This is a genomic window from Nocardioides sp. NPDC054178 (genome assembly GCF_055585005.1).
In genome coordinates this window covers 364553-390638 of record NZ_JBVJKY010000001.1, presented here as the reverse complement: position 1 = coordinate 390638, position 26086 = coordinate 364553, and the positions used below count along the sequence as shown (strand labels likewise).

Sequence of the window (26086 nt, the reverse complement as noted above, 5' to 3'; positions counted from 1 at the left end):
GCTCAGCCCGTCGGAGCGCCTTCGGCGTGGGCGGCGACCATGTCGGCGTACCACCCGAAGGACCGCTTCGGCGTCCGCACGCCGGCGGCGTCGACGTGCACCAGGCCGTACTTCCCGCCGACGCCGTCCTCCCAGTCCTTGCCGGTGAACGGCGCCTCCCAGCCGTCCCGGTCGAGCAGGGTGTAGGCGTAGAAGCCGCGGACGTCGACCCCGCGCTCGATCGCGGCCGAGACCGCCTCCAGGTGCGCCTCGAGGTAGTCGATGCGGGCCTGGTCGTCGATCTCGCCGTCCACCACCGGAGCGTCGTACGCAGCCCCGCACTCGGTCACCACGATCGGCGGCATCGCGGCGCGATAGCGGGAGCGGGTGATGATCAGCCACTCCCGCAGAGCGGTGGGCACCACGCCCCAGCCGGTGTCGGTGGCGGGATAGCCGACCAGCGGCACCATCCGGAACGGGATGTCGTCGCCCTCGGCGGAGGCGCCGATGCGCTGCGGGGCGAAGAAGTTGACCCCGTAGAAGTCGAGGGGTGAGCGGATCACGGTCATGTCGCCCGGCATCGCGACCTCGTCGGCGAGTCCGGCGATGTCGCGGGGGTAGCGGCCCATCAGCATCGCCTCGAGCGGAACCGCGTTCCAGGCCAGGTCGATGAGCTTGGCCGCGCCGACGTCGGCGGGATCCTCCGAGAGCGGCCAGATCGGCTCGTGGTGGTTGGCACACCCGACCGACTCGACCCCGGCGGCGCGCAGCACCTGCACACCGCGGCCGTGGGCGAGGAGCAGGTGGTGCATCGCGGCGACGACTCCCCAGCCCGCGCGCCGGCCGGGCGCGATCGTGCCGAGGCCGTAGCCGAGGTAGCCGGCCACGTTCGGGTCCTGGACCGGCACCCACTCCGGGACCCGGTCGCCGATCAGGTCGGCGACCGTCTGGGCGTACTCGCCGAAGGCATCGACGGTGGCGCGGTTGAGCCAGCCGCCGTCGGCAGCCAGCGGCTCCGGCAGCTCGCCGGCGTAGAGCGTGGCCGACGGGCGCAGACCGGCCTCGAGCAGCTCGTCGACCAGGCGGTCGTAACGAGCGCGGGCATCGGGATCGAAGGCACCGCGCCCACCCGGCTGGAGCTCACGCCAGGAGACCGCGAACCGGTATCCCGGCGCACCGAGACGTTGGAGCAGCGCAACATCCTGCTCGCCCCCCGGCCGGGTGGCGTCTGCAGTGCCGAACACGAAGCCAGTCGGGAACTTGGGAAACGCCACGGCACAATCATGACTGTGACTGCCCAGATCCGCCGAGGAACCGCCCGATTCACGGAACGTCCACCCGGCCTACGGCCAGGAAAAATCACCTGGCACACCTACTCCTTCGGACCCCACTACGACCCCAGCAGGGTCGGCTTCGGCCCGATCGTGGCCTACGACGAGCACCTGCTGCGCAACGGTGAGGGGTTCGAGAACCACCACCATGCCGGGGTCACGATCGTGACCTGGCCGCTGTCCGGCGAGGTCACCCACACCGACTCGACCGGCGCCACCGGCACCGTCTCGCCCGGCCAGGTCGGCGTCTTCACCACCGGCGACGGGGTCGACCACTCCGAGTTCGCCTCGGCCGCCGGCACCCGGTTCATCCAGGTCTGGATCGCCGGCAGCACCGGCGCGCCGGCGTACGCCGTCCACGACGTCACCCCGGTCGAGGGCGAGTGGGTCGAGGCGGTCCGCCTGGACCAAGGGTCGCTCCGGGTCGGCCATGTCGGCACCGACGGGCCCGCCGAGATCACCCTCCCGCAGGGCCGGTTACGCCATCTCCATGTCGCCTCCGGCGCCCTCCTACGCAGCGGGATGGCCGAGCCGCTCACCGCCGGTGACGCCTTCGAGATCACCGCCGGCGAGGATCTCCCGCCGGAATTCACGGTGGCTGCGGGCGTACCGACGGAGCTTCTTCTCTGGACCTTCGAATAGGGCGGACAAGCCCCGGCTCGACGGATAAAGTCCGCACCAGACTGCTGCTCAGTGTGGAGACTCTGCCGAAAGGTTTGGTGTGACGACGTTCCTGATCATCGGAGCCGTCGGGCTGGGCCTCCTGCTGGTGTCGCTGGTGATCGGCGACCTCCTGGACGGCTTCCTCGGCGGCGCGCTCGATGCCGACTGGTTCTCGACCGCCGCGATCGGCGGCTTCGTGTCCGCCTTCGGGTTCGGCGGCGCGCTCGCGGTCGGCCCGCTCGGCACGATCCCGGCCATCGGGATCGGCGCCGTGGGCGGTGCGCTCTTCGCCTGGTTCGCGCTGTGGCTGACCCGCCTGCTGAAGGAGGAGCACACCGACGCGGCACCCTCGGGCGAGGCCGCGGTCGGTCTGGACGCCGCGGTGATCACCACGATCCCGGCCGACGGGTTCGGCGTGGTGCGGGTCGCCCTCGGGGGCCACACGGTGACCTACAACGCCAAGGCGCCCGACACCGGCGAGGCCATCACCCCCGGCACCGCCGTGCACGTGACCGGCGTCCTCTCACCGACGGCAGTCACCGTCGCGCCGACCTGGCGCGAGATCACCTCCTGACCTGAAGGGGTCCCCATGGAACTGCTGGTGCCGATCGCCGGCCTTGTCGTACTTCTCATCCTGCTTCTGCTGCTGGTCACCAGCCGCTACAAGGTCGCCGGTCCCAACCAGGCCTTCATCGTCACCGGCCGCAAGGGCAAGGCGGTGCTCAACCCCGAGACCGGCCAGCTCACCACCGACCTCTCGGGCCAGAAGGTGGTGCTCGGCGGCGGTGTCTTCGTGGTGCCGTTCGTCCAGAAGCTGGCGACCATGGACCTCTCCTCGCGCCGTATCTCGGTCCAGATCCGGGGCGCGGTCTCCGGGCAGGGCATCAAGCTCAACCTCGAGGGTGTCGCGATCGTGAAGGTGGGCGGCAACGCCGACCAGATCCGGCTGGCCGCGCAGCGCTTCCTCTCCCAGCAGCAGGAGATCGAGCCGTTCACCCAGGAGGTGCTCGCCGGCGCGCTGCGCTCGATCGTCGGTGGCCTGACCGTCGAGCAGATCATCCGGGACCGGGCCGCCTTCGCCCAGCGGGTCGCCGACGAGTCCGAGTCCTCGCTCACCGGCCAGGGCCTGATCCTGGACACCTTCCAGATCCAGGACGTCACCGACGACGGCTCCTACCTCGCCAACCTGGGCCGCCCGGAGGCCGCCCGGATCACCCAGGCCGCCTCGATCGCCGAGGCCGAGGCCCGCCGTGCCGCCGAGCAGGCCCGCATCAAGGCCGAGGAGGAGATCGCAGTGGCCCAGCGTGCGCTCGCGCTCAAGCAGGCCGAGATCAAGGCCGAGACCGACGCGGCCTCGGCCAACGCCGCCGCCTCCGGCCCGCTGGCCCAGGCCGACCGCGACCAGGCCATCCTCACCGAGCAGGAGAAGGTCGCCGTACGCCAGGCGGCACTGACCGAGCGACAGCTCGAGACACAGGTGCGCAAGCCCGCCGACGCCGAGCGCTACCGCGTCGAGCAGGAGGCGGAGGGTCGCCGCAACTCGGAGATCGCCGCCGCCGAGGCTCGTAAGGCCGCGACCATCGCCGCCGCCGAGGCCGACGCCGAGCAGGCCCGGCTCTCCGGTGAGGCCGAGAAGGCCCGCCGTGCCGCGCTGGCCGAGGCCGAGGCCATCGAGGGCGCCAAGCGCGGTGACGCCCAGAAGGCGCTGCGTCTGGCCGGCGCCGAGGCCACCCGGGCCGAGGGTGAGGCGAGCGCTGCGGCCACCCTGGCCGTCGGTCACGCCGAGGCCGAGGCGATGGACAAGCGCGCCGCGGCGTTCGCGTCCTACAACGACGCCGCCGTCCTGCAGATGCTCATCGAGGTCCTCCCCCAGGTCGCCCGGGAGGTCGCCGCGCCGATCAGCGCCATCGACAACCTCACCGTGCTCTCCACCGAGGGTGCCGGTGCGCTCCCGAAGCAGGTCAACGACAACGTCGTCCAGACCCTCAACATGCTCAAGACCGCGACCGGCGTCGACCTCGGCGCGATGCTCCGCAAGGCCTCCGACTCGACCTCGGTGAACGGCACCGCCGAGATCCCGGCCGGACAGTGACCGATCCACACCTTGCCAACACCCGGTCACCAATCCCGGGGAAAACGGACATAAACGTGACAGCCAGGAACAAGTCTGGTTATGTATCCACGTCGACGTAGGGAGGGAGCACTCCAAGCCTCGACCGGGCCTCGCGGCCGCAAGGCCGCCAGGCTCGCCCCTTGAGCTTCTCTACTGTTCCCCCCGTCGGTAGAGAAGCACCGAGGGAAATTGATGGTGGCCCGGCCTCACGGCCGGGCCACCTCTCATTTGCGACCGAGAGTCGCGGTCGCTAGCGCTCGGCGACCATCCGGAGGAAGGCCTCGACGAGCGGGCCCGAGGTGGCGGCACCGTTCTCGCCCTCGTCGACGTAGACGGCGACGGCCAGGTCCCCCTGCGCCGCGATCATCCAGGTGTGCGTGAGGCGCTTGCCGTTGCGGTCGAACTCGGCCGTGCCGGTCTTGGCGATCACCGGCTTGCCCGGCACGTCGGCCAGACCGGAACCGGTGCCGTCGGTGACCACACCCCGGAAGATCCTACGCAGCTGCTCGGCCTCGTCGGCCGCGAGCGGCTCGACGCCCGACGGCTTGGCGACCTGGCCCTCGACGAGGGTCGGGACCACGGTGTGGCCGGCCTGGATGGAGCCGATGACGGTGGCCATCACGAGCGGCGAGGCGAGCACCTTGCCCTGCCCGATCAGGTCGGCGGCGAGCTCGGTCTCTCCGGCAGGCTCGGGGATCTCCCCGAAGTAGGAGGTGAAGCCGGCGTCGCGGTCGATCCCGAAGCCCAGCGAGGCGGCGGCGGAGGCGATCTCGGCGTGGCCGACCTCGCCGGCCGCACCGACCATGGCGGTGTTGCAGGACTCCGCGACGGCGTGGGCGAGCGTGATCTCGCCGAGGGCCGACTTCGGGTACCACGAGTCGTTCTTGAAGGTCTTGCCGTCGACGGTGGCCTTGGCCGGGCAGGTGACCTGGCTCTTGGCGTTGAGCCCCTTGCGCAGCAGGGCCAGCGTCGTCGCGGTCTTGAAGGTCGAGCCCGGCGCCGCCTGGCCGTAGGTGGCCAGGTTCATCTTGTTGTCCTCGCCGTTGGCGGCGACGAGCACGGCACCGTCACTGGGCCGGATCGCGACCAGGGCGCTCTCGGGCTTGACGCGCTTCAGGATCTTCTCGGCGTTCTTCTGCAGCCGCGCGTCGAGGGTGACGGTCAGCGACTTCCCGTCGATCGGGTCGGTGCTGTAGAGCCTCTTGAGCACCTCGCCCTCGTCGCCGAGCACCGCCACCTGGAGCCCGGGCTTCCCCCGCAGCTGGTCGTCGTAGCGCGCCTGCAGGCCGGAGAGCCCGGCGAGGTCACCCGGAAGGTAGGTCCCGGGCTTCTTCTTCATCATCTCCGCCGTCACCTCACCGACGATGCCGACGACCGGAGAGGCGAACCCCTTGGTCGGGCCGAGCGGGAGGGTCCGGTTGAGCATCGCGGCGCCCTTGATCTTGGCGATCTTCGCGGCCTTGGCCTTCGTCATCATCGGCTTGCGGATCGAGAGCGCCTCCACGAACGCCTTGTCACCGGCGGCCTTGACGCGCTTGGCGTAGCGCTTCGGGTTGATGCCGACGATCGCGGCGACGTCGCGGGCGGCCGCGGGCGCGGCCACGGGGTCGATCAGGGTCTTGTCGATGCCGACGGTGACGACCGGCCGGTCCGCGACCAGGGTCGCTCCCGACGTACTCAGGATCTCGCCGCGCTGCTGCTGGACGGTCTCGACGTGGAGGCTGCGTCCCTCGGCGAGCGTCGGGGCGACGACCGTCGGCTCCCAGACGAACTCCCACTTCTCATCGGTCTTGCGGAGCTCGACCTCCGACTCGTAGGTCCACCGGCCGCCCGGCAGTCCCCACGCCCAGGTGAGGGTCGACGTCGCGCTGTCGGTGCCGTGGCCGGAGAAGACCGGCTTGGTCGCGGACACGTCGGGCGCGCCGAGCTTCCCGAACAGGTTGCCCGTCAGGTCGCTGTAGTCGGTGGCGACGACCTCGGGATCGGTCTTCGCCACGAAGTCGACCTTCGTGAAGGAGCCGGTCTCCAGCGCCGTGGTCAGGGTCGACATGCTCGGACCCGGCTCCTTGGCCCCACCACAGGCAGCAAGCAGCGGTAAGGCAACAGCAAGGGCCGCTATGCCCCGGGAGACTCGCATGGAACGGTTCTATCAGCCTCGCCCCCAAGATTGGGTTACACCTGTCCAACGCGGAGGTTGTGAAGCCGAGCGCGGCTGTGGACACGCCCGGCTCCACACCACCTGGATCAGTGCGTCGCCAGCCAGGCGTCCAGGTCGACGCCGCGCTGGTCGGCGAGCTTCTCCAGGCGCTCGCGGGTCGGCGGCTGGAACACCTTCGGCTCGATGTGGCGGTCGAGGGCGGCGTACTTCCGCTGCCTGGCGGCCTGCGCGGGACCGGTCGCCTCGGCGGCGGCGAGGACGGCCGGGGTCGCGGTGATGGCGGCGCCGGTGAGCGGCGAGCTCACCAGCGGGGTGTAGCCGTCACGGTGGCCGGCGGTGTTGGCGTGATAGGACTCCGCGATCGGGTTGGAGAGCCCGTTGACCCACTCGGGGTTGTCACAGACCGCGTGCCCGGTGAACCGGCTGATCGGGTTGACGTAGCTGAACCCGGCAGCGCTCGCCCGCGAGGCCGTGGTGTTGTTGAGGAGCACCGCGGTGTCGTTGAGGATCGCTTCGTCCGACGGGCTGAACCAGGTGAGCGCGTTGCAGTCCTCACCCATGAACAGCTTCGGGTAGCCCACGACCACCACCTTCGCGCTGGGAGCGGCCGATCGGATCCTCGAGTAGAGCGTCCCGAGGCTGGCCGGGAGCGTGTTGCGGATGTAGTTCTGCGCACCCGCGACCGCTCCGGCGCAGTCGCTCGCCCAGGCGGGGAGAGCGCACTCGGTGATCACGTCGGCGAAGCCGGCGTCGTTGCCACCGACCGAGATGGTCACGTAGCGGGTCGAGCTCGACAGCGCGCTGAGCTGGCTGTTGGTGACGTCGGCGACGACCGCCCCCGAGCAGGCGCGGAAGTTGAGGCTGTAGCTCTTCGCGGCGGCGACCAAGCTGGGGTACGCCAGGGTCGAGCGCATGCAGTTGCTGCCGTCGTTGATGTAGGTGCGGGTGCCGACTCCTGAGGAGTAGGAGTCACCGAGCGCGACGTAAGGCTCCCCAGCCGCGGAGGCTGGGGAGCCGGGGGCGACGGCGAGGCCGGCACCGAGAAGGGCGATGGATGTGAGGGAGACCGCGAGGCGGACTTTGGACAGGCGGAAGATCGAACCGTTCATGGCAACTCCCGAAAGCCGGGGACCGCTGGGGGCGGCCCTTCTCTACGGTTGTACGCGCTCCTGCTCCCGCCCGCAGGAAATTTGTTTCACGTCCAAGTAACTGTCCGGAACCCGCTCAGCCGGGTTCATCCGGCGTTCTGCAGGCGCGGCAGGATCCGGTCGAGCCAGCGCGGCAGCCACCAGGCGCGGGCGCCGAGCAGCCGCATCACCGCCGGGACGACGAGGCACCGCACCACGACCGCGTCGATCAGCACCGCCACCGCCATCACGAACCCCATCTCCTGGAGCATCCGGTCCGGGCTGAACCAGAAGGCACCGAAGACCACGACCATGATCGCGGCCGCGGCGGTGATGACGCCGCCGGTGTGCGCCAGCCCCTCCCGGACCGCCTCCTGGGCGTCGCCGCTGCGCAGCCACTCCTCACGCATCCGCGAGATCAGGAAGACCTCGTAGTCCATCGAGAGCCCGAAGACGATCGCGAAGGTCATCACCGGCAGGAACGCCTCGATCGGACCCGGCTCGACCCCGAGCAGCCCCTCCTGGAAGACGTACGTCATCGCGCCCATCGAGGCGCCGATCGAGAGGAGGTTGAGGATCGCCGCCTTGATCGCCCCCGCGACGGACCGGAAGACGCACATCAGCAGCAGCGCGGAGAGCCCGACGACGAGCCCGATGAAGAGCGGCAGCTTCTTCGCGACCGCGTCGGAGTAGTCGATCAGCGCCGCCGTCGACCCGCCGACGAGGACGTCGTCGCCGAGGTCGTCCCGGAGATCCTTGACCAGTTCGGTGGTCTCGGCGTCCTGCGGGCCGGTCTCCGGGAAGGCGATGGAGGTGGACACCGCACCATCGGCCGACGGCTGCGGCGGCGTCACGGCGGCCACGCCGGCGTACGCCTGGACCTTCTCGTACGCCGCGACCGCCTGCTCCTGGGAGCCCTCGACCATGACGACGAGCGGGCCGTTGGCACCGGGGCCGAACTTCTCGTCGACCAGGTCGTACGCCTTGCGCGTGGTCGAGGAGGCGTCGTCGTTGCCGGCATCGGCGAAACCGAGCTGGAGGCCCAGGACCGGGGCGGCCAGCGCGCCGAGCGCGACCAGGGAGACGACCAGCGCGGCCCACGGGTGCCGCTGGACGCCGGAGGCCCAGGCGCGCCAGCGCTGGCCGGGCTCACGCCGCGACCGGGCCGCGTGCCTGCGTACGGACTTCTCCAGGCGCTTGCCGAACAGGGTCAGCAGCGACGGCAGCAGGGTGACGGCGGCGATCATGGTCATCAGGACGGTGAGGGCGACGCCGAGCACGACGCCCTGGATCGAGGTCAGCTGCAGCACGTACAGGCCGCAGAGCGCCAGGATCACGCTGACGCCGGCGAAGAGGACCGAGCGGCCGGCGGTGTCGATGGCGGTCGCCGTGGCGTCCTCGCGGGTGGCGCCGCCGAGCAGCTCGCTGCGGTAGCGCGAGAAGACCAGCAGCGCGTAGTCGATGCCCACACCGAGCCCGACGATCATCAGCATCGGCGCGGTGTAGTCCGGGATCGTGGTCAGGTGCGAGAGCAGCGTGACCACGCCGAAGGTCGTGCCGACCGCGAAGATCGCGGTGATCAGCGGCAGGCTCGCGGCCAGGAACGAGCCGAACATGAAGAGCATGATCACCAGGGCGGCGAGCATGCCGATCCCCTCGGAGCCGCCACCCTCCCCCTCGTTCACCTCGCGCATCGAGTCGCCGGCCATCTCTACCTGGAGGTCGCCGGTCGAGGTCTCGTTCGCCAGGTCGAGGAAAGGCTCGTAGGCGCTGATCGGGAGCTCGCCCGCCTCGGCGTCCATCACGACGGTGACCAGCGCGGTCGTACCGTCCTCGCTCACCGACCCGCGCTGCGGATCGGCCGCCTCGACGGTCTCGACATGAGGAACCTCGGCGAGGTCAGCGAGCAGCTGGTCCACGGCCTGCTGGTCGGTGTTCCACCCGCGCTCGTCATGGATGACCGCACGCACCTCGTCGCCGGTCGACCCGCCGTGCTTCGCCTGCAGGTCGGCCATCTCCTGCGACTGGGTGCCGGGGATGTCGAAGGAGTTGCGGTAGTCGTCGCCGATGCTCTGCGCCGCCACCGTCACGCCCACCAGGACGGTCACCCACAACAGCAGCGCGGTCCAGTGATGGCGCTGGGAGAAGGACGCCAGCCGCCGCAGCGGGCTGGGTCTCGTGATCGTCTGCGTGGTCATCATGTCTCCTGTCGTTGTCTCGTCTGGCTATAGGTAGCCAGACAACATGTATGGAGACAATGTACGGCGGACTGTGTAGGCTGTCTACATGAAAGCCGACGCCCTCCGTGGCCACCTCGACTCGCTGATCCTGGCCGTCGTCGAGAAGCAGCCCCTCCACGGCTACGCGATCATCGAGGCCCTCAGCGTCCGCAGCGGTGGCGAGCTCGACCTCCCCACCGGCACCATCTACCCCGCGCTGCGCCGTCTCGAGAAGGCGGGCTACCTCGACAGCTCCTGGTCCGAGGTCGGCGGCCGCAAGCGCCGCACCTACGTGCTCTCCTCCGCCGGCCGCACCGCCCTCGCCGCCCACCGCCAGGAGTGGCGCACGTTCGCCAAGGTCGTCTCCGGCGTACTCGGCGAAGCCTGACCCGCCGCCCCGCCGGCCGAGACGTCACCTCTGGCGAGTCATTCAGGGGGTTCCCTGATGTGGCCGGCACAGCCGAGGACGGAAGATGAGCGCATGAGCGCCGTCGACGTCTATCTTGCGGACCTGCGGGCCGCGATCCCCGGCCCGAGCTGGACCCGGCGCGACCTCCTGCGCGAGGCCGGCGACCATCTCGAGGACGCGACCGACGCCTACACCGCCGCGGGCTACACGACCACCGAGGCCGAGGCGCTCGCGCTGCGCGACTTCGGCTCCGTCGACGACATCGCGCCCGGCTTCCGCGACACCGTCGCGATCGGTGCCGCGCGACGTACCGCCCTCATGCTCGTCCTCGTCATGATCCCCCAGGCCTTCCTGTGGGACGGCGGGATCGAGCTCGGCGCGAGCGCCCACTCGGCCGCCCCGGACAGCGGCCTCTTCCACCTGCTCGACATCATCATCGGGTACGTCGGCACAGCAGGCGCCCTCGGCGCGCTCATCGCCCTGGTGGCGACTGCGAGCGGTCAGCGCTGGCTCCGGATCGGGCGCCGTACGGCCCAGCTGACCGCCGCCTGGTCCCTGGCCACCGCCATGATCGTGCCGATCATCGGCTTCACCATGCTTGCCCTGACCGGCGGCCTCACCGTGCTCCTGGCTCTCAGCGCGCTCGCCTTCATGGCCGCGCCGTTCGCGCTGGTCGCCGTCTCCGCCCAGCGCACGCTCGCCGCCTGCTAGCCGAGACGTCACCCCGCTCGCCCGAGACGTCACCCCGGTCGGGCGAGACGTCACCCCGGTCGGACGAGACGTCACCCCGGTCGGACGAGACGTCACCCCGGTCGCCCGAGACGTCACTCAGGTCGGGCGACACGTCACGACGTGACGCCTCGGCCAACGCAAGCGACGCCTCGGCCAACGCAGGCGACGTCTCGGGTCAGTCGAACTTGCGCTTCTGCCGCGGCTTGCGGGGGCGGTCGCCGAAGTCGGAGCTGCCCTGACGGCCGCCCTTGTCGAAGCGGCCACCCGAGCGGCGCACGGGGCCGCCGCCGGAGTCCTCGGAGAGCTCGATGAGCTTGCCGGAGATGCGGGTCGACTCGAGCGCCTTCCAGGTCTCGGGAGCCAGGTCCGCGGGGAGCTCGACGAGCGAGAAGTCGTTGCGGATGGAGATGTTGCCGAAGTCGGCGCGGCGCAGGCCGCCCTCGTTGGCGATGGCACCGACGATCTGGCGGGGCTCGACGCGGTGACGCTTGCCCACCTGGATCTTGTAGGTGGCCAGCGGCTGCCCGGTGTGACGCGACGTGCCGGTCTCGCGGCGGGGGCCACGGTCACCGCCGCGGTCATCGCGGTCGCGACGCCCGCGCCGGTCCTCGTAGGCCGGCTTCTCGGGCTCGGGCTCGAGCAGCAGCGGCTCCTCGCCGTGGAGGACCGCAGCCAGAGCGGCGGCGACATCGACCTCGGGGACGTCGTGCTCGTCGACGTAGTGGCGCACGACGTCGCGGAAGAACTCGATCTTCTCGCCCTCCTGGAGGGCGGCCGTGATGCCGTCGTCGAAGCGGGAGAGGCGGGTGGCGTTGACCTCGTCGACCGAGGGCAGCTGCATCTGCGTCGGCGATGCCTTGGTGTGCTTCTCGATCGCGCGCAGCAGCCACCGCTCACGCGGGGTGACGAACGAGATCGCGTCGCCGGTGCGGCCCGCGCGGCCGGTGCGGCCGATGCGGTGGACGTACGCCTCGACATCGGTCGGCAGGTCGTAGTTGACCACGTGCGAGATCCGCTCGACATCGAGACCGCGGGCCGCGACGTCGGTCGCGACCAGGATGTCGAGGGAGCCGTCCTTGAGCTGGTTGACGGTCTTCTCGCGCTGGGCCTGGGCGATGTCGCCGTTGATCGCGGTCGCGGCGAAGCCACGCGCACGCAGCTTCTCGGCCAGCGACTCGGTCTCGGACTTGGTGCGGGTGAAGACGATCATGCCCTCGAAGTTCTCGACCTCGAGGATGCGGGTGAGCGCGTCGACCTTCTGGGGGTAGGACACCATCAGGTAGCGCTGGGTGATGTTGGCGGCGGTCTGGGTCTTCGCCTTGACCGAGATCTCCTTCGCATCGCGAAGGTACTTCTTCGACAGCCGGCGGATCTGCGCGGGCATCGTCGCCGAGAAGAGCGCGACCTGCTTGTCCTCGGGGGTGTCGGCGAGGATGGTCTCGACGTCCTCGGCGAAGCCCATGTTAAGCATCTCGTCGGCTTCGTCGAGCACCAGGAAACGCAGCTGGGAGAGGTCGAGCGTGCCCTTCTCCAGGTGGTCCATGATCCGGCCCGGGGTGCCGACGACGACGTGGACGCCGCGACGCAGCGCGGTCAGCTGCGGACCGTAGCCCTGCCCGCCGTAGACCGGCAGGATGCGTACGCCGTCGAGGTTGGACGCGTAGCGCTCGAACGCCTCGCACACCTGCAGGGCCAACTCGCGCGTCGGCGCGAGCACCAGCGCCTGGGGCGCGTTCTGGTAGACGTCGAGGTTCGAGAGCACCGGCAGCGCGAACGCGGCGGTCTTCCCGGTGCCGGTCTGCGCGAGACCGACGACGTCGCGGCCCTCGAGCAGCGAGGGGATCGTCGCGGCCTGGATCGCGCTCGGCGTCTCGTAACCGAGCGCCTTGACGGCCTCGAGGACGCCGGCGGACAGACCGAGCGAGTCGAAGGTCGGACCCTGATCGGCCTCCACGCTGGACCCACCGCTGGGCGCGCTCGGTTCCTCGGGCGCGGGAGTGGTGGATACGGCAGAATCAGCGTCGGTGCTCACCCTCCAACGGTAGGCCCTTATAGCACGATCTCAGCATTCCTCGGCGCGGTGGCCCCCGTCACTCAGGGTCATTCAGGAGACGATGACCTCGTCGCCGACCACGATCTCACCGGGATGGGCGACGGCGAGATGCACCGCCGCCCAGACCTTGCCGTCCCAGCGGCGATGCTTGGCGAGCGCACGGAGCGGGTCCTTGCCCGACTCCAGCGTGTCGGCGTCGATGGTCGTCATCACACACCGGTCGATCGGGGCCGCGACCCGGAATCGGGCGCCGCCGATCGCGACCTCGTGCCAGCCGTCCTCGGCGAACGCCTCGGGCGCACCCTCGATCAGCAGGTTGGCGCGGAAGCGCTCCGCAGGGACCTCTCCGTCGGCCCACGCATCGATCTGCTCGGCCGAGGCGTCCGTGATCAGCGATACCGGCGAGGAGTCGTGGAAGGCCGCGAACTCACCGGGCCGATACTTCGTCGGGTTCATCGCCCGCTTCGTCGGGTCGGCACACCACATGAGCCTCAGGTCGTCGCGACCGAGCGCCTTCCTCAGCCACGCGTCGGCAGGCTCCCCGACGGCCTGCGCCGTGAGCGGCTTCCCGAAGAAACGTACGCCGACGGCCGGCGTCTCCCGCGCAGGCACCGCCACCTCCAGCGGGTCCATCTCGGGCGCGCTCAGCAGCAGGTCCACGCCCGCCGGCCCGCCGGTCGACGGGGTGTCGGCCACGACCTTGAAGAGCTCCCTCACCTCACGAGCCGTGACCAGCTTGCCGCTGCCGTCGACGACCATCCACTCGCGATCCCCCACGATCCCGGCCCTGCCGACGTACGCCTCCTGGACGGGTCTGATCGCCGTCGACTTCACCGGATGGATGTTGATCGCTGCCAGGCGCATGGGGCCCATTGAAGCGGACACCGCTACTCGACCGTGACCGATTTTGCGAGGTTGCGCGGCTTGTCCACGTCGTGACCGAGGGCCTTGGCGGCGTGGAAGGCGATCAGCTGGAGCGGGATGGTCAGCAGGATCGGGTCGAGCTCGACCTCGTTCTTCGGTACGTCCACGCGCAGCGCGTCGAGCTCCCCGAGGTCGACATCGGGGTGGGTGACGACGACCAGCGGCCCTCGGCGGGCGCTGATCTCGTGCAGTGCCGCGACGTTGCGGTCGGTCAGCTCGTCCTGGGGCACGATCGCCACGGTCGGCACGGACTCCGAGATCAGCGCGAGCGGGCCGTGCTTGAGCTCGGAGGTCTGATACGCCTCGGCGTGCCGGTAGGAGATCTCCTTCAGCTTCTGGGCGCCCTCGCGCGCGACCGGGTAGCCGCGTACGCGACCGACGAAGAACATCGACTCGGCCTCGGCCAGCCGTGCCGCGACCTCCTCGAGGTGGGACTCGCTCTTGAGGATCTCCTCGATCTGGGTCGGCAGCGCCTGCAGGCCGGCGATGAGCCGCTTCCCGTCGGCGATCGAGAGGTCGCGCACCCGGCCCAGCTGGAGCGCCAGCAGCGAGAACGCGACGTACATGTTGGTCAGCGCCTTGGTCGAGGCGACCGCGATCTCCGGTCCGGCGTGCAGGTAGATGCCGCCGTCGACCGCGCGCGCGATCGCCGAGCCGACGACGTTGACCACACCGAGCACCCGGCCGCCCTTGCGCTTGATCTCCTGGACGGCGAGCAGCGTGTCGATGGTCTCGCCGGACTGGGAGACGGCGACGTAGAGGGTGTCGGGCTCGATGATCGGGTTGCGATAGCGGAACTCCGACGCCGCCTCGGCGTCGGCGGGGACCCGGGCGAGCTCCTCGATCAGTCCGGCGCCCATCTGGCCGACGTAGTAGGCGGAGCCGCAGCCGAGGATCTTCACCCGGCGGATCGCCCGCAGCTCGCGCGGGTCGAGGTTGAGCCCGCCGAGATGGGCCGTCCCGAACCGCTCGTCGAGCCGGCCGCGCAGCGCCCGCTCGACCGAGGACGGCTGCTCCAGGATCTCGGTGAACATCCGCGGCTCGTCGGCGAGCTCGCCGTACTCATACGCCGACGGGTCCACGTCGACCTCGCGAGCCGTCGTGGTGGTCGTCGTCAGGTCCTGGCGGAACGTCGTGAAGCCGGTGGCGGTGACGGTCGCGAGCTCGCCGTCGTCGAGATGGGCGACGGTGGTGGTGTGGCGCACGACCGCGGCCAGATCGGAGGCGACGTACATCTCGCCGTCGCCGACGCCGACGATCAGCGGCGAGCCGTTGCGGGCGACGACCATGCGGTCGGGGAAGTCGGCGTGCACGACGGCGAGGCCCCAGGTGCCCTCGACCTGGGAGAGCGCGTCGACGACCTTGGCCTCCAGCGTGTCCGCGGTCGACGACCCGATGAGGTGGGCGAAGACCTCGGTGTCGGTGTCGCTGACCAGCTCGACGCCCGCCTCCGTGAGCCGCTCCCGCAACGAGGCGGCGTTGTCGACGATCCCGTTGTGGACCACGGCCACGCGGCCGTCGGCGGAGACGTGCGGGTGGGCGTTGGTGTCGTTGGCCGGGCCGTGGGTCGCCCACCGGGTGTGGCCGATGCCGACCTTGCCGGCGAACCGCTTCGGCAGCGCATCGACCAGATCGCGTACGCGTCCGGCCTTCTTCACCACCTGGAGCCTGCTGCCCAGCACCGCGACGCCCGCCGAGTCATAGCCGCGGTGCTCCAGCCGGGCCAGTCCCTCGGTGAGCAGGCCGGCGGCCTGCTGGGGTCCGATGTAGCCGACGATTCCGCACATGTGTCCCGTCCAATCAATCCGTCGTTCTATCCGTAGATGAGCCGACGCAGCTGGCGTTCGGTCAGCTGCGGCGCGGCAACGACCCGCGCCCGAAGCTCATCGGCGAGCTGCGCGAAGATCGCGTCGTTCTTCGCGCCGTAGGTCTTCAGCTGTGCATGCCGGCGGCGTACGTAGGCCTCGACCGGTTCGTCGAAGTACGCCACCACGTCCTCGATCACCCGCGCCGCCTCCGCAGGCCGGAGCCCGGTGGTGGCGACCAGGTGGTCGATCAGCGCTTGCTCGGCATCCATCTCACCCACTCTGAGCTACCCGACCCGCGACATTCAAATTTCTGCCCGATTTCGGGCAGAACACGTGATTTCAGCCGAAGTGGGGCGCGGGACACTCGGATCACGCACTTCGGGGTCTCGATGTGGAGCGTCGCACGTCACCTGACGGACTACTTGGACATCCGAGTGGGGGTGCGGTACCTTAGGTGAACACAAGGTGAACAGGAGGTGTCTGATGAAGGGAAATGAAGTGACCAACAAGCTCGAGCTCCGCTGGCTCCCCGTCGTCGACCGCCGCGGCCGTAAGCACTTGGAGGCCCGCTGGGTCGAAGTCAGTGCACCCGCGACCACTCGTCACGCTGCCTGACATCCGCTGAACGCTTCCGAGGCCCGCCCCCGTCAGGGGAGCGGGCCTCGTGCGTTTAGGGATAGCGTTGTCACTGCAACCAATCTTCCGCTGTCGTCAGGAAAGGCCACGGGAGCGGGAACATTGCGAGAGATTCCCCCGTTATGATGCTTGCAGTTTCAACCAATTCTTCCAGGAGCTAACCCGCTATGGGCATTTTCAGCAAGAAGGACACGGCCCCCGCCGCGACCGAGTTCGACACCCCGACCGCCGCCATCGAGGACATCTCGGGTGACTACACCCTCGACGTCGCCCACACCCGTCTGGGCTTCTCGGCCCGCCACGCGATGGTGACCACGGTCCGCGGCTCGTTCAAGGAGTTCGAGGGCACCGCGACGATCGACACCGCCGAGCCGGCCAAGTCCAAGGTGTCGCTCACGATCAAGGCTGACTCCGTCGACACCGGCAACGCCGACCGCGACGGCCACCTGCTCTCGGGTGACTTCTTCGAGAACGAGAACCACCCCAACATCACCTTCGAGTCGACCGAGGTCGAGTTCGACGGCGAGACCTGGAACATCACCGGCGACCTGACCATCAAGGGCACCACGAAGTCGGTCACCGTCCCCTTCGAGCAGACCGGCTCCGCCAAGGACCCGTTCGGCAACACCCGCGTGGGCTTCGAGGGTGCCGTCGCGATCAACCGCACCGACTGGGGCCTCTCCTTCAACGCTGCCCTCGAGACCGGCGGCGTCCTCGTCTCCGAGAAGATCAAGCTCGAGTTCGACATCTCCGCGATCAAGAACGCCGACGAGGCTGCCTGATCCTGCGGTCGAGCTGACCCACTATGCGTCGGGCCACCGGGAACCTCCCGGTGGCCCGACGCATCTCTGTTCGCGCATCGCTCAGGAAGCGTCGGGCCCCGTGACGTCCTGAACGTAGTAGTGCTTCTCCGCCCCGACGCGGGCGGTTCCGACGACATCCACGGATGAGGAGTCACCGGTCGCTCCTCCGGCGAAGCCGAGCTGATCCGTGCCGAGATCGACGCCACGGCCCAGCGGGGTGCGGGCGTCGTCGTCATGGTGGACGACGCCACCACCGGCGGCGTTGTCGACCGGAGACTCGATGTGCGCACGGCCGCTGACCACGACCGTCGTCCCATCGGTCGTCACCGTCACCGCCCCGTCGTTGCCGGCTGCCGCTCCCGAGACCGTCACCGGACCCACGGGTCCACGATCCGGTGCCTTGATCGGCTGGGCCACCGAGGCGCCCCGGCCGTCAGCGTGCTCAACGGACTGCGAGTCGGCGCACGCGACCGTGGCGCCGGCGGCGATCAAGCCACCGGCCAGCAGCGTCACTGCCACCGATCGCCGAAGTCCCCCGAGGAAGTTCATCGCGTTCTCCTGATGTGAGTCGTACGGCCCGTGGCCGCAGGCCTCCGAGCTGCTCTGGACGGAGGTGTTCGGGTGTTGTGGGAATGCGGGACCCCGCCGGCGCCCGCACCCGGCGCCCGAGCGCTCGGGGATCGCGGCTGGCGCGGACGGGGTCCCGCCGAGCGGGGCGAGCGAGTTCCTGGTCACGCTCATAGCCCCACCCATCGGACCGGACGGATCGGCAGTCTCAGTCGACTGGCCAGCTTCACGCCCGGTGGTAGATCCATGCAGGGCGACGCCCCCCGGCGTCCGATCGCCCGCATGGATCCGTTGCTCATCTCGACGCTCGATCGTCGCGGCACGAGCCATCGCGGCGCGGCTTACGCCGTCGCCTCGACTGGTCGTCGAGGCCGTTACAGCCTCATTGCTCACCATGGACGCTCCCGAGTCGGTCCGAATCAGAGCCTTCAGTACTTGTTACGTACGTCCTCGCGCTGACGTTGCAGTTCTTCGAAGAAAATCCGAGAAGTCCCGCAAACACGTCGCGAGGGCGTGTTTGCGGGACTTTGCGGCAGGCTCAGTGAGCCTCAGCGCACCTCCGTCGTCGAGCTCAGCTCCTCGACGACACCCTCGTCGCCGGCATCGACCGAGTAGTCCGACGCCACGGTGGCGTCCTCCCCGTCGGGCACGGCGAGCGCCCTCAGGATCGGCGTCAGGACGACGACCACGATGAGGTTGAGCAGGAACGCGGTGAGCGCGATGTAGATGGGCGTCTCCGTGCCCGGGAACGGCGCCAGGGGTCCACCGAAGTGCTCCTGCGTGGGCGAGGAGACGCCGTACGCGACGATCGTCCCGTACGCCATCCCGACCGCCCAGCCGGCCAGGACCGCCCACCGGTGGAACCACCGGGTGTAGAGCCCGACGACGATCGCCGGCAGCGTCTGCAGGATCCAGACACCGCCGAGGAGCTGCAGGTTGATGGCGTACGACTTCGAGAGCGCCAGCACGAAGATCAGCGCTCCGAACTTCACGATCAGGGACACGATCTTGGCCTGCTTGGCCTCGTCCTGCGGGGTCGCGTCGGGCTTCAGGTAGGCCTTGTAGATGTTGCGCGTCCACAGGTTCGCCGCCGCGATCGACATGATCGCCGCGGGCACCAGCGCACCGATGATGACGGCCGCGTAGGCGACGCCCGCGAACCACGCCGGGAACTGGTCCTCGAAGAGCTGCGGGATAGCCAGCTGGGGGTTCGGCGGGTCGCCGACCATGACCCCGGCCGCGAGGGCGACGAACCCGAGCAGCGCCAGGAGCCCCAGCAGGAACGAGTACGCCGGCAGCAGCGAGGCGTTGCGACGGATCACGTTGCGGCTGCGGGTGGAAAGCACGCCGGTGATCGAGTGCGGATACATGAACAGCGCCAGCGCCGAGCCGAGGGCCAGGGAGGCGTAGGCCCACTGGCCCGCGGCGGCAGCCGGGAACAGTGCCTTCGGGGCGGCGTCACCGGCGGCGATCGCGTCGGCGTTCTCGGTGTTGAACGTGTCGAAGCTGTTCTGCACCGTGTCGAAGATGTGGCCCCAGCCACCGAGCTGCGAGGGGATGTAGAGGATCGCCACGATGATCACGATGTAGATCAGCGAGTCCTTCACGAACGCGATCAGCGCCGGCGCCCGCAACCCGGATGAGTACGTGTAGGCGGCCAGCACCGCGAACGCGATGAAGAGCGGCAGGTCACGGATGAACCAGTTCGAGGAGTCGCTCTGCAGGCCCATCACCTCGAGGACGACCTCCATGCCCACCAGCTGCAGCGCGATGTAGGGCATGGTGGCCAGCAGGCCGGTGATCGCGACGGCCAGGCCCAGCGACCTCGAGCCGTAGCGGCCGACGACGAAGTCGGCCGGGGTGACGTACCCGTGCTTGTGCGAGACCGACCACAGCTTCGGCAGGAACGCGAAGATGATCGGGTAGACGAGGATCGTGTAGGGCACGGCGAAGAAGCCGACGGCCGAGCCGGCGAACAGCGTCGCGGGCACCGCGATGAAGGTGTAGGCCGTGTAGAGGTCGCCTCCGATGAGGAACCAGGCCACGAACGTACCGAAGCCGCGGCCACCCAGACCCCACTCGTCGAGGTTGTCCATCGACTTCGCCCGGCGCCAGCGCGCGGCGGAGAAGCCGAGGATCGTGACCAGCAGGAAGAGGAAGGCGAAGACGGAGACTGCTACCGCGCTCACTGGCCACCCTCCTTCCACGGACGCCCGGCGGCGGCGCGGTCACGCCGGAACGCGGCCTTGGCGACGACGTAGGCGATGGTCGTGAACAGGACCGAACAGGGGATGAGGACGAGCTGGAACCAGAAGTAGAACGGGAATCCGGCGAGCGTCGGATCCTCCTTCGCATACAGCGGCACCGCGAGTGACGGTGCCGCTGCCGCGACCAGGAGGATCCCGACGAGGATCCACGGGCCCTTGGACGAGGACGGCATGAGTCACCTCCGAGATCTGTCGAAGTGGGGTTGGACGACCTGTGACCTTGGTCACAATCGTGGACCGTGTCCAGCCCAATTCACCCGAGACGACGACGAACGGTCGTTCTGCCGGGACGAACGGTCGAGCGCGCGCCTCGGAGACCGTGCCGGTGCCGGGCGCGGACCAGAAAGGGCGTACGCCCTCCCGCCGGCCCGCAGCGACGGCGACCCGGAAATTCGGCTCCGAACCGGCGCCGCCAGGGCTAGCCTGCAAGGTGATCCTCACCCCTCGGCACAGGAGCGCCCCCATGAGCACTGAAGTCCCCAGGATCGATCGGCGCCGTCTGCTCGGCGCGGCTGCGGCGGGAGCGGCCGCGGCTCCGCTCCTCACCGGATCGAGCGGGTCGGCGAGCGCTGCTGCCGAGCCGCTCGGACGGGCGCAGGCCGTCAGGACCGGCGCCGAACGCGCCGCGGCCGAGGGCTGGTCGGTGCTGGCCGGCGAGCGGGTCGGCATCATCACCAACCCCACCGGCGTGCTCCGCAACCTGCGCAACGTCGTCGACGAGATGCACGAGTCGGGCGCGGTCCGGATAGCCGGCGTCTTCGGTCCGGAGCACGGCTTCCGCGGCACCGCTCAGGCGGGCGGCTCGGAGGGCACCTTCGTCGACGAGCGCACCGGACTGACCGTCTACGACGCCTACGGGGCGAACGTGGCGAAGATGACCGAACTGTTCACGACCGCCGACGTCGAGACCGTCGTCTTCGACATCCAGGACGTCGGCTCGCGGTTCTACACCTACATCTGGACGATGTGGACGGCGATGCAGGCGGCCGTCGCGACCGACAAGCGCTTCGTGGTCCTCGACCGCCCCAACCCCGTGGGCGGGACCGCCCGCGGACCGATGATGACCGCGGCGTACACCTCGGGCGTCGGCGCCCGGGAGATCGTCCAGCAGCACGGGATGTCGGTCGGCGAGCTGGCCCTGTTCTTCGACGGGGAGTTCCTCGAGGAGCACGCCGGCGGGCGGCTGGCGCGGCTCGACATCGTCCAGGTCTCGGGATGGCGCAGAAGAACGCTGTACGCCGACACCGGGCTCGACTTCATCCTGCCCAGCCCCAACATGCCCACCCCCGACACCGCGCTGGCCTACCCCGGCACCTGCATGTTCGAGGGCACCAACCTGTCCGAGGGGCGTGGCACCACCAAGCCGTTCGAGCTGATCGGAGCACCGTTCGTCGACCACCGCTGGGCCGCGACGCTGGAGGAGGCCGGGCTGCCCGGCGTGACGTTCCGGGAGGCGTACTTCAACCCCTCGGTCAACAAGTTCGCCGGCCAGGTCTGCGGCGGCGTGCAGGTCACGATCCAGGACCGCGACCGCTTCGACCCGGTCCGCACCGGTGTCGAGATGCTGGTCACCGCCAAGGCGCTCTACCCCCAGTTCGCCTGGCGCCAGGACTCCTGGGACACCGCCCGCCCGTTCTGGATCGACAAGCTCACCGGATCGACCAGGCTGCGTACGCAGATCGATGCTGGCGCCACCGGCGACGAGGTCGAGGCGGCCTGGCGAGACGAGCTCGCCGCCTTCGACTCGACCCGTCGCCAGTACCTGCTCTACCGCTGACCTCGCCCACCCGGCGAGGTCAGCGGAGGTCAGCGGAGGGCGGCGGTGGCGGCTGCGAGCGCGGTGACGCGGTCCCAGTCGCCGGAGGCGAGGGCGTCGGCCGGGGTGAGCCAGGAGCCGCCGACGCAGCCGACGTTGCCGAGGCTGAGATAGCTCGGGGCGGTGGCGAGCGAGATGCCGCCGGTGGGGCAGAAGCGCGCGTCGGGGAGCACGGACGGCAGCGAGCCCAGGTACTTGGCGCCGCCGGAGGCCTCGGCGGGGAAGAACTTCATCGCGGTGTGGCCGGTCTCGAGCACCGCGAGGGCCTCGGAGACGGTGGCGGTGCCGGGCAGGAACGGCAGGCCGGTGTCGCGCATCGCGCCGAGCAGCGTCGGCGTGGCGCCCGGTGAGACGAGGAACTGGGCGCCTGCCGCGGCGGCCTCCTTGGCGAGCACGGGAGTGGTCACGGTGCCGGCGCCGATCAGGACCTCCGGCACCTCCTCGGCGATGGCGCGGATCGCGTCGAGCGCCACCGGCGTACGCAGGGTCAGCTCGACCACGGGCACGCCACCCTCGGCGAGGGCGCGAGCCACGGGCACGGCCTGGTCGATCGTGTCGACGACGACGACCGGGATCACCGGGGAGAGGTCGAGCAGGTCGGTGGACTTCAGGTCAGACATGGACGGGGCTCTCCTGGGACGATGCGGCGCTCTGCTGGACGGGAGCGAAGGGGAAGACGGAAGCGCCGGTGTCGGCGGAGCCGACGGTGGCACGGAAGGCGGCGAAGAGCTCGCGGCCGGTGCCGCGCCACTCGGCGTCGAGCGGCGCTCGACCGGTGGTCGGGCGGTGCGCGAACTCGTCCGGGTCGACCCCGATCGAGAGCGTGCCGGCGACGGCGTCGACGGTGATCAGGTCGCCGTCCTGCACGCGGGCGAGCGGACCGCCGAGCGCGGCCTCGGGGGTCAGGTGGATGGCCGCGGGCACCTTCCCCGACGCGCCGGACATCCGGCCGTCGGTGACGATGGCGACGTGCTGGCCGCGGTCCTGCATGACCCCGAGCGCCGGGGTGAGCTTGTGCAGCTCGGGCATGCCGTTGGCCGCGGGGCCTTGATAGCGGATGACCGCGACGAAGTCGCGACCGTCGAGGCGCTTCTCGGAGAAGGCGGTGAGGAAGTCGGCCTGGTCGTCGAAGACGATCGCCGGGGCGGAGACGACCCGGTGCTCGGGCGCGACCGCGGAGGTCTTGATGACGGCGGTGCCGAGGTCGCCGGTCAGCACCCGCAGGCCACCGTCGGGCGAGAACGGGTCGTCGGCCGGGCGCAGCACGTCGAGGTCGCCGGAGATCGGCGCGCCCTCGACCAGCTCGATCTCGCCGTCGCGGGTGAGCCGCGACTCCTGGGTGTAGGTCGACAGCCCCGGGCCCAGGATCGTGGTGACGTCCTCGTGGAGCAGCCCGGCCTCGAGCAGGGTGCGGATCAGGAAGCTGACGCCGCCGGCCGCGTGGAAGTGGTTCACGTCCGCGGAGCCGTTGGGGTACATCCGGGTGAGCAGCGGGACCACCGGCGACAGGTCGGAGAGGTCGTCCCAGGTCAGCTGGATCCCGGCGGCGCGGGCGATGGCGACCAGGTGCATGGTGTGGTTGGTCGAGCCGCCCGAGGCGAGCAGTGCGACGCAGGCGTTGATGATCGACTTCTCGTCGATCATCTCGCCGATGCCGGGACCACCGGCGAGCGCCAGCTCGGTGGCGCGCGCGGCGGCGGCGCGGTTGAGCGCGGCGCGCAGCAGGGTGTCCGGGGAGGCGAACGACGAGCCCGGCAGGTGCAGGCCGAGCACCTCCATCAGCAGCTGGTTGGAGTTGGCGGTGCCGTAGAAGGTGCAGGTGCCGCGCGAGTGGTAGCTGGCGGCCTCGGCCTCGAGCAGCTCCTCACGGCTGGCCTCGCCGGCTGCGTACCGCTGGCGGACGCGGGCCTTCTCCTTGTTGGGGAGGCCCGAGGACATCGGGCCGGCCGGCACGAAGACGGTCGGCAGGTGACCGAACGAGAGGGCCCCGATCAGGAGACCGGGCACGATCTTGTCGCACACGCCGAGCATCAGCGCCGCGTCGAACATGTCGTGGGAGAGGGCGATCCCGGCCGACATCGCGATCACGTCGCGCGAGAAGAGGGAGACCTGCATGCCGTCGCGGCCCTGGGTGATGCCGTCACACATCGCGGGGACGCCGCCGGCGACCTGCGCCAGCCCGCCGGCCCGCATCACGGCGGCCTTGAGCAGCGGCGGGTAGGTCTCGTAGGGCGCGTGCGCGGAGAGCATGTCGTTGTAGGAGGTCACGATCGCGACGTTGGGCTTCGCGGCGGGGGTGATCACCTTGAGCTCGGCCTTCGTCGGCGCACTGGAGGCCGCGAAACCGTGGGCCAGGTTGCTGCACGCCAGCCGGCCGCGGGCCGGACCGGTCGCGCGGGCGGACGCGATGCGTGCCAGGTAGTCGGCCCGCGTGGCCGCGGAACGCTCGATGAGACGGGCGGTGACGTCAGCGACGGTGGGGGAAACGGCGGTCACGGGTCCTCCAAAAGGCAGTGTGCTTTGGCACACCTTGACACGATCTTTGGATCGATACAAGTAAATCTTTGGTACACGAAAGACATAAGAGGCGTACGCTACACCCCATGCCCGAGATGACAACCGCCGCCGACGTGCTCGCTCTGGTGCGCTCCGGACGCGCCCTGACCCGCAGCGACCTGCAGAAGACGACCGGCCTGTCGCGTACGGCCGTGGTCTCCCGGGTCTCGGCTCTCGTCGATGCCGGACTGATCCTCACCGGGGAGGAGCTCGCCTCCACCGGCGGCCGGCCGCCGGGCTCGCTGAGCTTCAACGCCGACGCCGGGGTGGTTCTGGCCGTGGCCATCGGGCGCTCCCGCAGCCAGCTCGCCGTCTTCGACCTCGACGGCCGCGAGCTCGCCGGCGACACCCGCGACCACGAGGTCGGCATCGCCGCCGACGACCTCATGCCCGACGTGACCGACCGGCTCGAACGGCTCCTGGAGGGCATCGAGCCGCCCGTGCTCGGCGTCGGGATGAGCCTGCCGGGCGTCGTCGACCCCGTCCGCCTGGTCTCGGTCGACTCACCGGTGATGCGGGGCTGGGACGGCGTCGCGCTCGACCCCTACTTCGACCGGCTCACCGACGGCCCGCTGGTGCTCGTCAACGACACCGACGCCCTGGCCTCGGCCGAGCTCTTCGGCAGCGGGCTGCACCCGCGCGACGCGCTCGTGGTGAAGGCATCGACCGGCCTCGGCCTGGCGGTCATCGCCGACGGCCGGGTGCTGCGCGGCCACGCCGGCGCCGTCGGCGAGATCGGCCACACCCGGGTCGAGTCCGCCGGCGAGCGGCCCTGCCGCTGCGGCGCGACCGGGTGCCTGGAGACGGTCGCGGCCGGCTGGGCGCTGACCCAGGGCCTGGTCGACTCCGGCGTCTCCGCCGGACACATCCGCGACCTGGTCGCCGCCGCGCTCGCCGGTGACGCCATCGCCCGCGGCCTGCTGCGCGAGGCCGGGCGCCAGCTCGGCGAGGTGCTGGCGATCGCGATCAACCTGCTCAACCCCGAGGTCGTCGTCATCGGCGGCGACATGGCCGGCGCCTTCGACCTCTACACCGCGGGCGTCCGTGAGACGGTCTACTCCCGCTCGACCGCCCTGGCCACCCGTGACCTGAGCTTCGTCCCCTCCACCCACGCCGACTCCACCGGCATGGTCGGCTGCGCCGCGGTGGTCATCAACCACCTGCTCTCCCCCGAGCGCCTCGACGCCCATCTCGGCGCCGCCGCCAAGTGAGGCCTACCCGGCGTCGACGGTGAAGGCCGCCTCGACCTCGGCGTAGACCGAGATGTTGTCGGGGTCGAAGGCCAGGTCGGGCGCGCCCGAGCCCTTCGCCATCCCGGCGGGCGCGGCCTGCATGTCCATCGCCGCCGACGCGTACCCCACCTCCCGGCTGACGCCGACGTCGTTGATGCTCCGGACCGCGACCGGGCCGAGGTCGAGCGCATCGGCGTAGTCCTGGGCGCGCACCTTGGCCTGGCGCACCGCCTCCTGACGTACGTCCCGCTCGACCTTCAGACGGCTGTCATCGGTCAGCTGCCAGGAGACGTGGTGGATCTGGAGCCCCTCGTCGCCGGCGGTGCGGCCGACCCAGGCCGCCAGCGCCGTGAAGTCGACGAACTCGACCGCGAGACCCACGGACGCACGGTGCACCAGCGGCAACTGCTTGCCGTCCTGGTGCCAGGGCCGCTCGGCCGAGGTGTGCACCCGCTGGATGCGGAACCTCTCGATCGCGCCCTCCTGCTCGAGTCGCTCGAGCTCGGTGCGTACGCCGTGCAGCCCGCGCTGCAGCCGCTCCATCACCGGCTCCGGCGAGGCGCCGTCGAACCAGACCTCGGCAGCCACCATCCCCCGCTCGGGCGCCACCTCGACATGGTGCGACCCACGCACCTTGATCAGGATCTCACTCATGCCACGAAACGTACGTCCTCAGGACCTATCCTCACCAGG

The 26086-nt window shown here is 70.2% G+C and carries 23 protein-coding genes; 9 read left to right on the top strand and 14 right to left on the bottom strand.

All coding sequences use genetic code 11. The features are described from left to right. Nucleotides 1-2: 2 nt before the first annotated feature. On the bottom strand, nt 3-1253 hold the full coding sequence (locus ACZ6WN_RS01910; RefSeq protein WP_465862340.1) for a glycoside hydrolase family 1 protein: 1251 nt from the start codon (nt 1251-1253) through the stop codon (nt 3-5). Nucleotides 1254-1268: 15 nt separating this feature from the next. Here ACZ6WN_RS01910 and ACZ6WN_RS01905 point away from each other — a divergent pair, with 15 nt between their 5' ends. From ACZ6WN_RS01905 to ACZ6WN_RS01895, 3 genes are all read left to right on the top strand, one after another. Beyond that, a complete protein-coding gene (locus tag ACZ6WN_RS01905) occupies nt 1269-1952 on the top strand; it encodes a pirin family protein (RefSeq protein WP_465862339.1) in 684 nt (227 codons plus the stop codon). Nucleotides 1953-2031: 79 nt separating this feature from the next. Further along, nucleotides 2032-2547 carry a hypothetical protein gene (locus tag ACZ6WN_RS01900; protein WP_465862337.1) on the top strand — a complete coding sequence of 172 codons (516 nt, stop codon included), beginning with the start codon at nt 2032-2034 and terminating at the stop codon, nt 2545-2547. A gap of 15 nt (nt 2548-2562) precedes the next feature. After that, nucleotides 2563-4065, top strand: a complete 1503-nt coding sequence (locus ACZ6WN_RS01895; RefSeq protein ID WP_357334098.1) for a flotillin family protein — start codon at nt 2563-2565, stop codon at nt 4063-4065. 271 nt (nt 4066-4336) lie between these two features. On the opposite strand, the gene ACZ6WN_RS01890 is transcribed toward ACZ6WN_RS01895, so the two are convergent. The 3 genes from ACZ6WN_RS01890 to ACZ6WN_RS01880 all read right to left on the bottom strand — a co-directional run bounded on the left by ACZ6WN_RS01890 (nt 4337) and on the right by ACZ6WN_RS01880 (nt 9569). Beyond that, complete coding sequence (locus tag ACZ6WN_RS01890) at nt 4337-6136, bottom strand: penicillin-binding transpeptidase domain-containing protein (protein WP_465862336.1); 1800 nt, start codon at nt 6134-6136, stop codon at nt 4337-4339. A gap of 194 nt (nt 6137-6330) precedes the next feature. Beyond that, on the bottom strand, nt 6331-7353 hold the full coding sequence (locus tag ACZ6WN_RS01885; protein WP_465862335.1) for an SGNH/GDSL hydrolase family protein: 1023 nt from the start codon (nt 7351-7353) through the stop codon (nt 6331-6333). Nucleotides 7354-7478: 125 nt separating this feature from the next. Further along, entirely contained in the window at nt 7479-9569 is a 2091-nt protein-coding gene (locus ACZ6WN_RS01880) for an MMPL family transporter (protein ID WP_465862334.1), read from the bottom strand. A gap of 88 nt (nt 9570-9657) precedes the next feature. On the opposite strand from ACZ6WN_RS01880, the gene ACZ6WN_RS01875 reads away from it, so the two are divergent. Then, complete coding sequence (locus ACZ6WN_RS01875) at nt 9658-9978, top strand: PadR family transcriptional regulator (RefSeq protein WP_465862333.1); 321 nt, start codon at nt 9658-9660, stop codon at nt 9976-9978. 93 nt (nt 9979-10071) lie between these two features. After that, the gene (locus ACZ6WN_RS01870) at nt 10072-10710 is read left to right on the top strand and encodes a permease prefix domain 1-containing protein (protein WP_465862332.1); all 639 of its coding nucleotides are present in this window, start codon (nt 10072-10074) and stop codon (nt 10708-10710) included. A gap of 196 nt (nt 10711-10906) precedes the next feature. Here the strand turns inward: ACZ6WN_RS01870 and ACZ6WN_RS01865 are convergent, their stop codons facing one another. The 4 genes from ACZ6WN_RS01865 to ACZ6WN_RS01850 all read right to left on the bottom strand — a co-directional run bounded on the left by ACZ6WN_RS01865 (nt 10907) and on the right by ACZ6WN_RS01850 (nt 15785). Then, nucleotides 10907-12763 (bottom strand): DEAD/DEAH box helicase, encoded by a 1857-nt coding sequence (locus tag ACZ6WN_RS01865; protein ID WP_465862331.1) that lies wholly within the window; start codon nt 12761-12763, stop codon nt 10907-10909. A gap of 72 nt (nt 12764-12835) precedes the next feature. Continuing rightward, complete coding sequence (locus tag ACZ6WN_RS01860) at nt 12836-13648, bottom strand: MOSC domain-containing protein (RefSeq protein ID WP_465862330.1); 813 nt, start codon at nt 13646-13648, stop codon at nt 12836-12838. Between the two features lie 23 nt (nt 13649-13671). Then, on the bottom strand, nt 13672-15495 hold the full coding sequence (gene glmS / locus ACZ6WN_RS01855) for a glutamine--fructose-6-phosphate transaminase (isomerizing) (protein WP_465862329.1): 1824 nt from the start codon (nt 15493-15495) through the stop codon (nt 13672-13674). 26 nt (nt 15496-15521) lie between these two features. Continuing rightward, nucleotides 15522-15785 carry a hypothetical protein gene (locus ACZ6WN_RS01850; RefSeq protein ID WP_465862327.1) on the bottom strand — a complete coding sequence of 88 codons (264 nt, stop codon included), beginning with the start codon at nt 15783-15785 and terminating at the stop codon, nt 15522-15524. 214 nt (nt 15786-15999) lie between these two features. On the opposite strand from ACZ6WN_RS01850, the gene ACZ6WN_RS01845 reads away from it, so the two are divergent. Both ACZ6WN_RS01845 and ACZ6WN_RS01840 read left to right on the top strand, forming a co-directional pair. Beyond that, complete coding sequence (locus ACZ6WN_RS01845) at nt 16000-16131, top strand: hypothetical protein (RefSeq protein WP_465862326.1); 132 nt, start codon at nt 16000-16002, stop codon at nt 16129-16131. 188 nt (nt 16132-16319) lie between these two features. After that, complete coding sequence (locus ACZ6WN_RS01840) at nt 16320-16934, top strand: YceI family protein (protein WP_465862325.1); 615 nt, start codon at nt 16320-16322, stop codon at nt 16932-16934. Nucleotides 16935-17015: 81 nt separating this feature from the next. Here the strand turns inward: ACZ6WN_RS01840 and ACZ6WN_RS01835 are convergent, their stop codons facing one another. The 3 genes from ACZ6WN_RS01835 to ACZ6WN_RS01825 all read right to left on the bottom strand — a co-directional run bounded on the left by ACZ6WN_RS01835 (nt 17016) and on the right by ACZ6WN_RS01825 (nt 19962). Further along, a complete protein-coding gene (locus ACZ6WN_RS01835) occupies nt 17016-17696 on the bottom strand; it encodes a hypothetical protein (RefSeq protein ID WP_465862324.1) in 681 nt (226 codons plus the stop codon). A gap of 374 nt (nt 17697-18070) precedes the next feature. Continuing rightward, entirely contained in the window at nt 18071-19711 is a 1641-nt protein-coding gene (gene mctP / locus ACZ6WN_RS01830; protein ID WP_465862323.1) for a monocarboxylate uptake permease MctP, read from the bottom strand. Beyond that, nucleotides 19708-19962 (bottom strand): DUF3311 domain-containing protein, encoded by a 255-nt coding sequence (locus ACZ6WN_RS01825; RefSeq protein WP_465862322.1) that lies wholly within the window; start codon nt 19960-19962, stop codon nt 19708-19710. The genes mctP and ACZ6WN_RS01825 overlap by 4 nt, the downstream gene beginning before the upstream one ends. Nucleotides 19963-20252: 290 nt before the next feature. Between ACZ6WN_RS01825 and ACZ6WN_RS01820 the strand changes: the two genes are divergently transcribed. Then, nucleotides 20253-21566 (top strand): exo-beta-N-acetylmuramidase NamZ family protein, encoded by a 1314-nt coding sequence (locus ACZ6WN_RS01820; RefSeq protein WP_465862320.1) that lies wholly within the window; start codon nt 20253-20255, stop codon nt 21564-21566. Between the two features lie 29 nt (nt 21567-21595). On the opposite strand, the gene eda is transcribed toward ACZ6WN_RS01820, so the two are convergent. Continuing rightward, complete coding sequence (gene eda / locus ACZ6WN_RS01815; protein WP_465862319.1) at nt 21596-22225, bottom strand: bifunctional 4-hydroxy-2-oxoglutarate aldolase/2-dehydro-3-deoxy-phosphogluconate aldolase; 630 nt, start codon at nt 22223-22225, stop codon at nt 21596-21598. Further along, nucleotides 22218-24101, bottom strand: coding sequence for a phosphogluconate dehydratase (gene edd, locus ACZ6WN_RS01810; RefSeq protein ID WP_465862317.1), 1884 nt, complete (start codon nt 24099-24101; stop codon nt 22218-22220). Before edd ends, eda begins: the two co-directional genes overlap by 8 nt. Before the next feature lie 107 nt (nt 24102-24208). Here edd and ACZ6WN_RS01805 point away from each other — a divergent pair, with 107 nt between their 5' ends. Beyond that, entirely contained in the window at nt 24209-25372 is a 1164-nt protein-coding gene (locus tag ACZ6WN_RS01805; protein WP_465862316.1) for an ROK family transcriptional regulator, read from the top strand. 3 nt (nt 25373-25375) lie between these two features. On the opposite strand, the gene ACZ6WN_RS01800 is transcribed toward ACZ6WN_RS01805, so the two are convergent. Next, nucleotides 25376-26047 carry an SIMPL domain-containing protein gene (locus tag ACZ6WN_RS01800; protein WP_465862314.1) on the bottom strand — a complete coding sequence of 224 codons (672 nt, stop codon included), beginning with the start codon at nt 26045-26047 and terminating at the stop codon, nt 25376-25378. Nucleotides 26048-26086 lie beyond the last annotated feature (39 nt).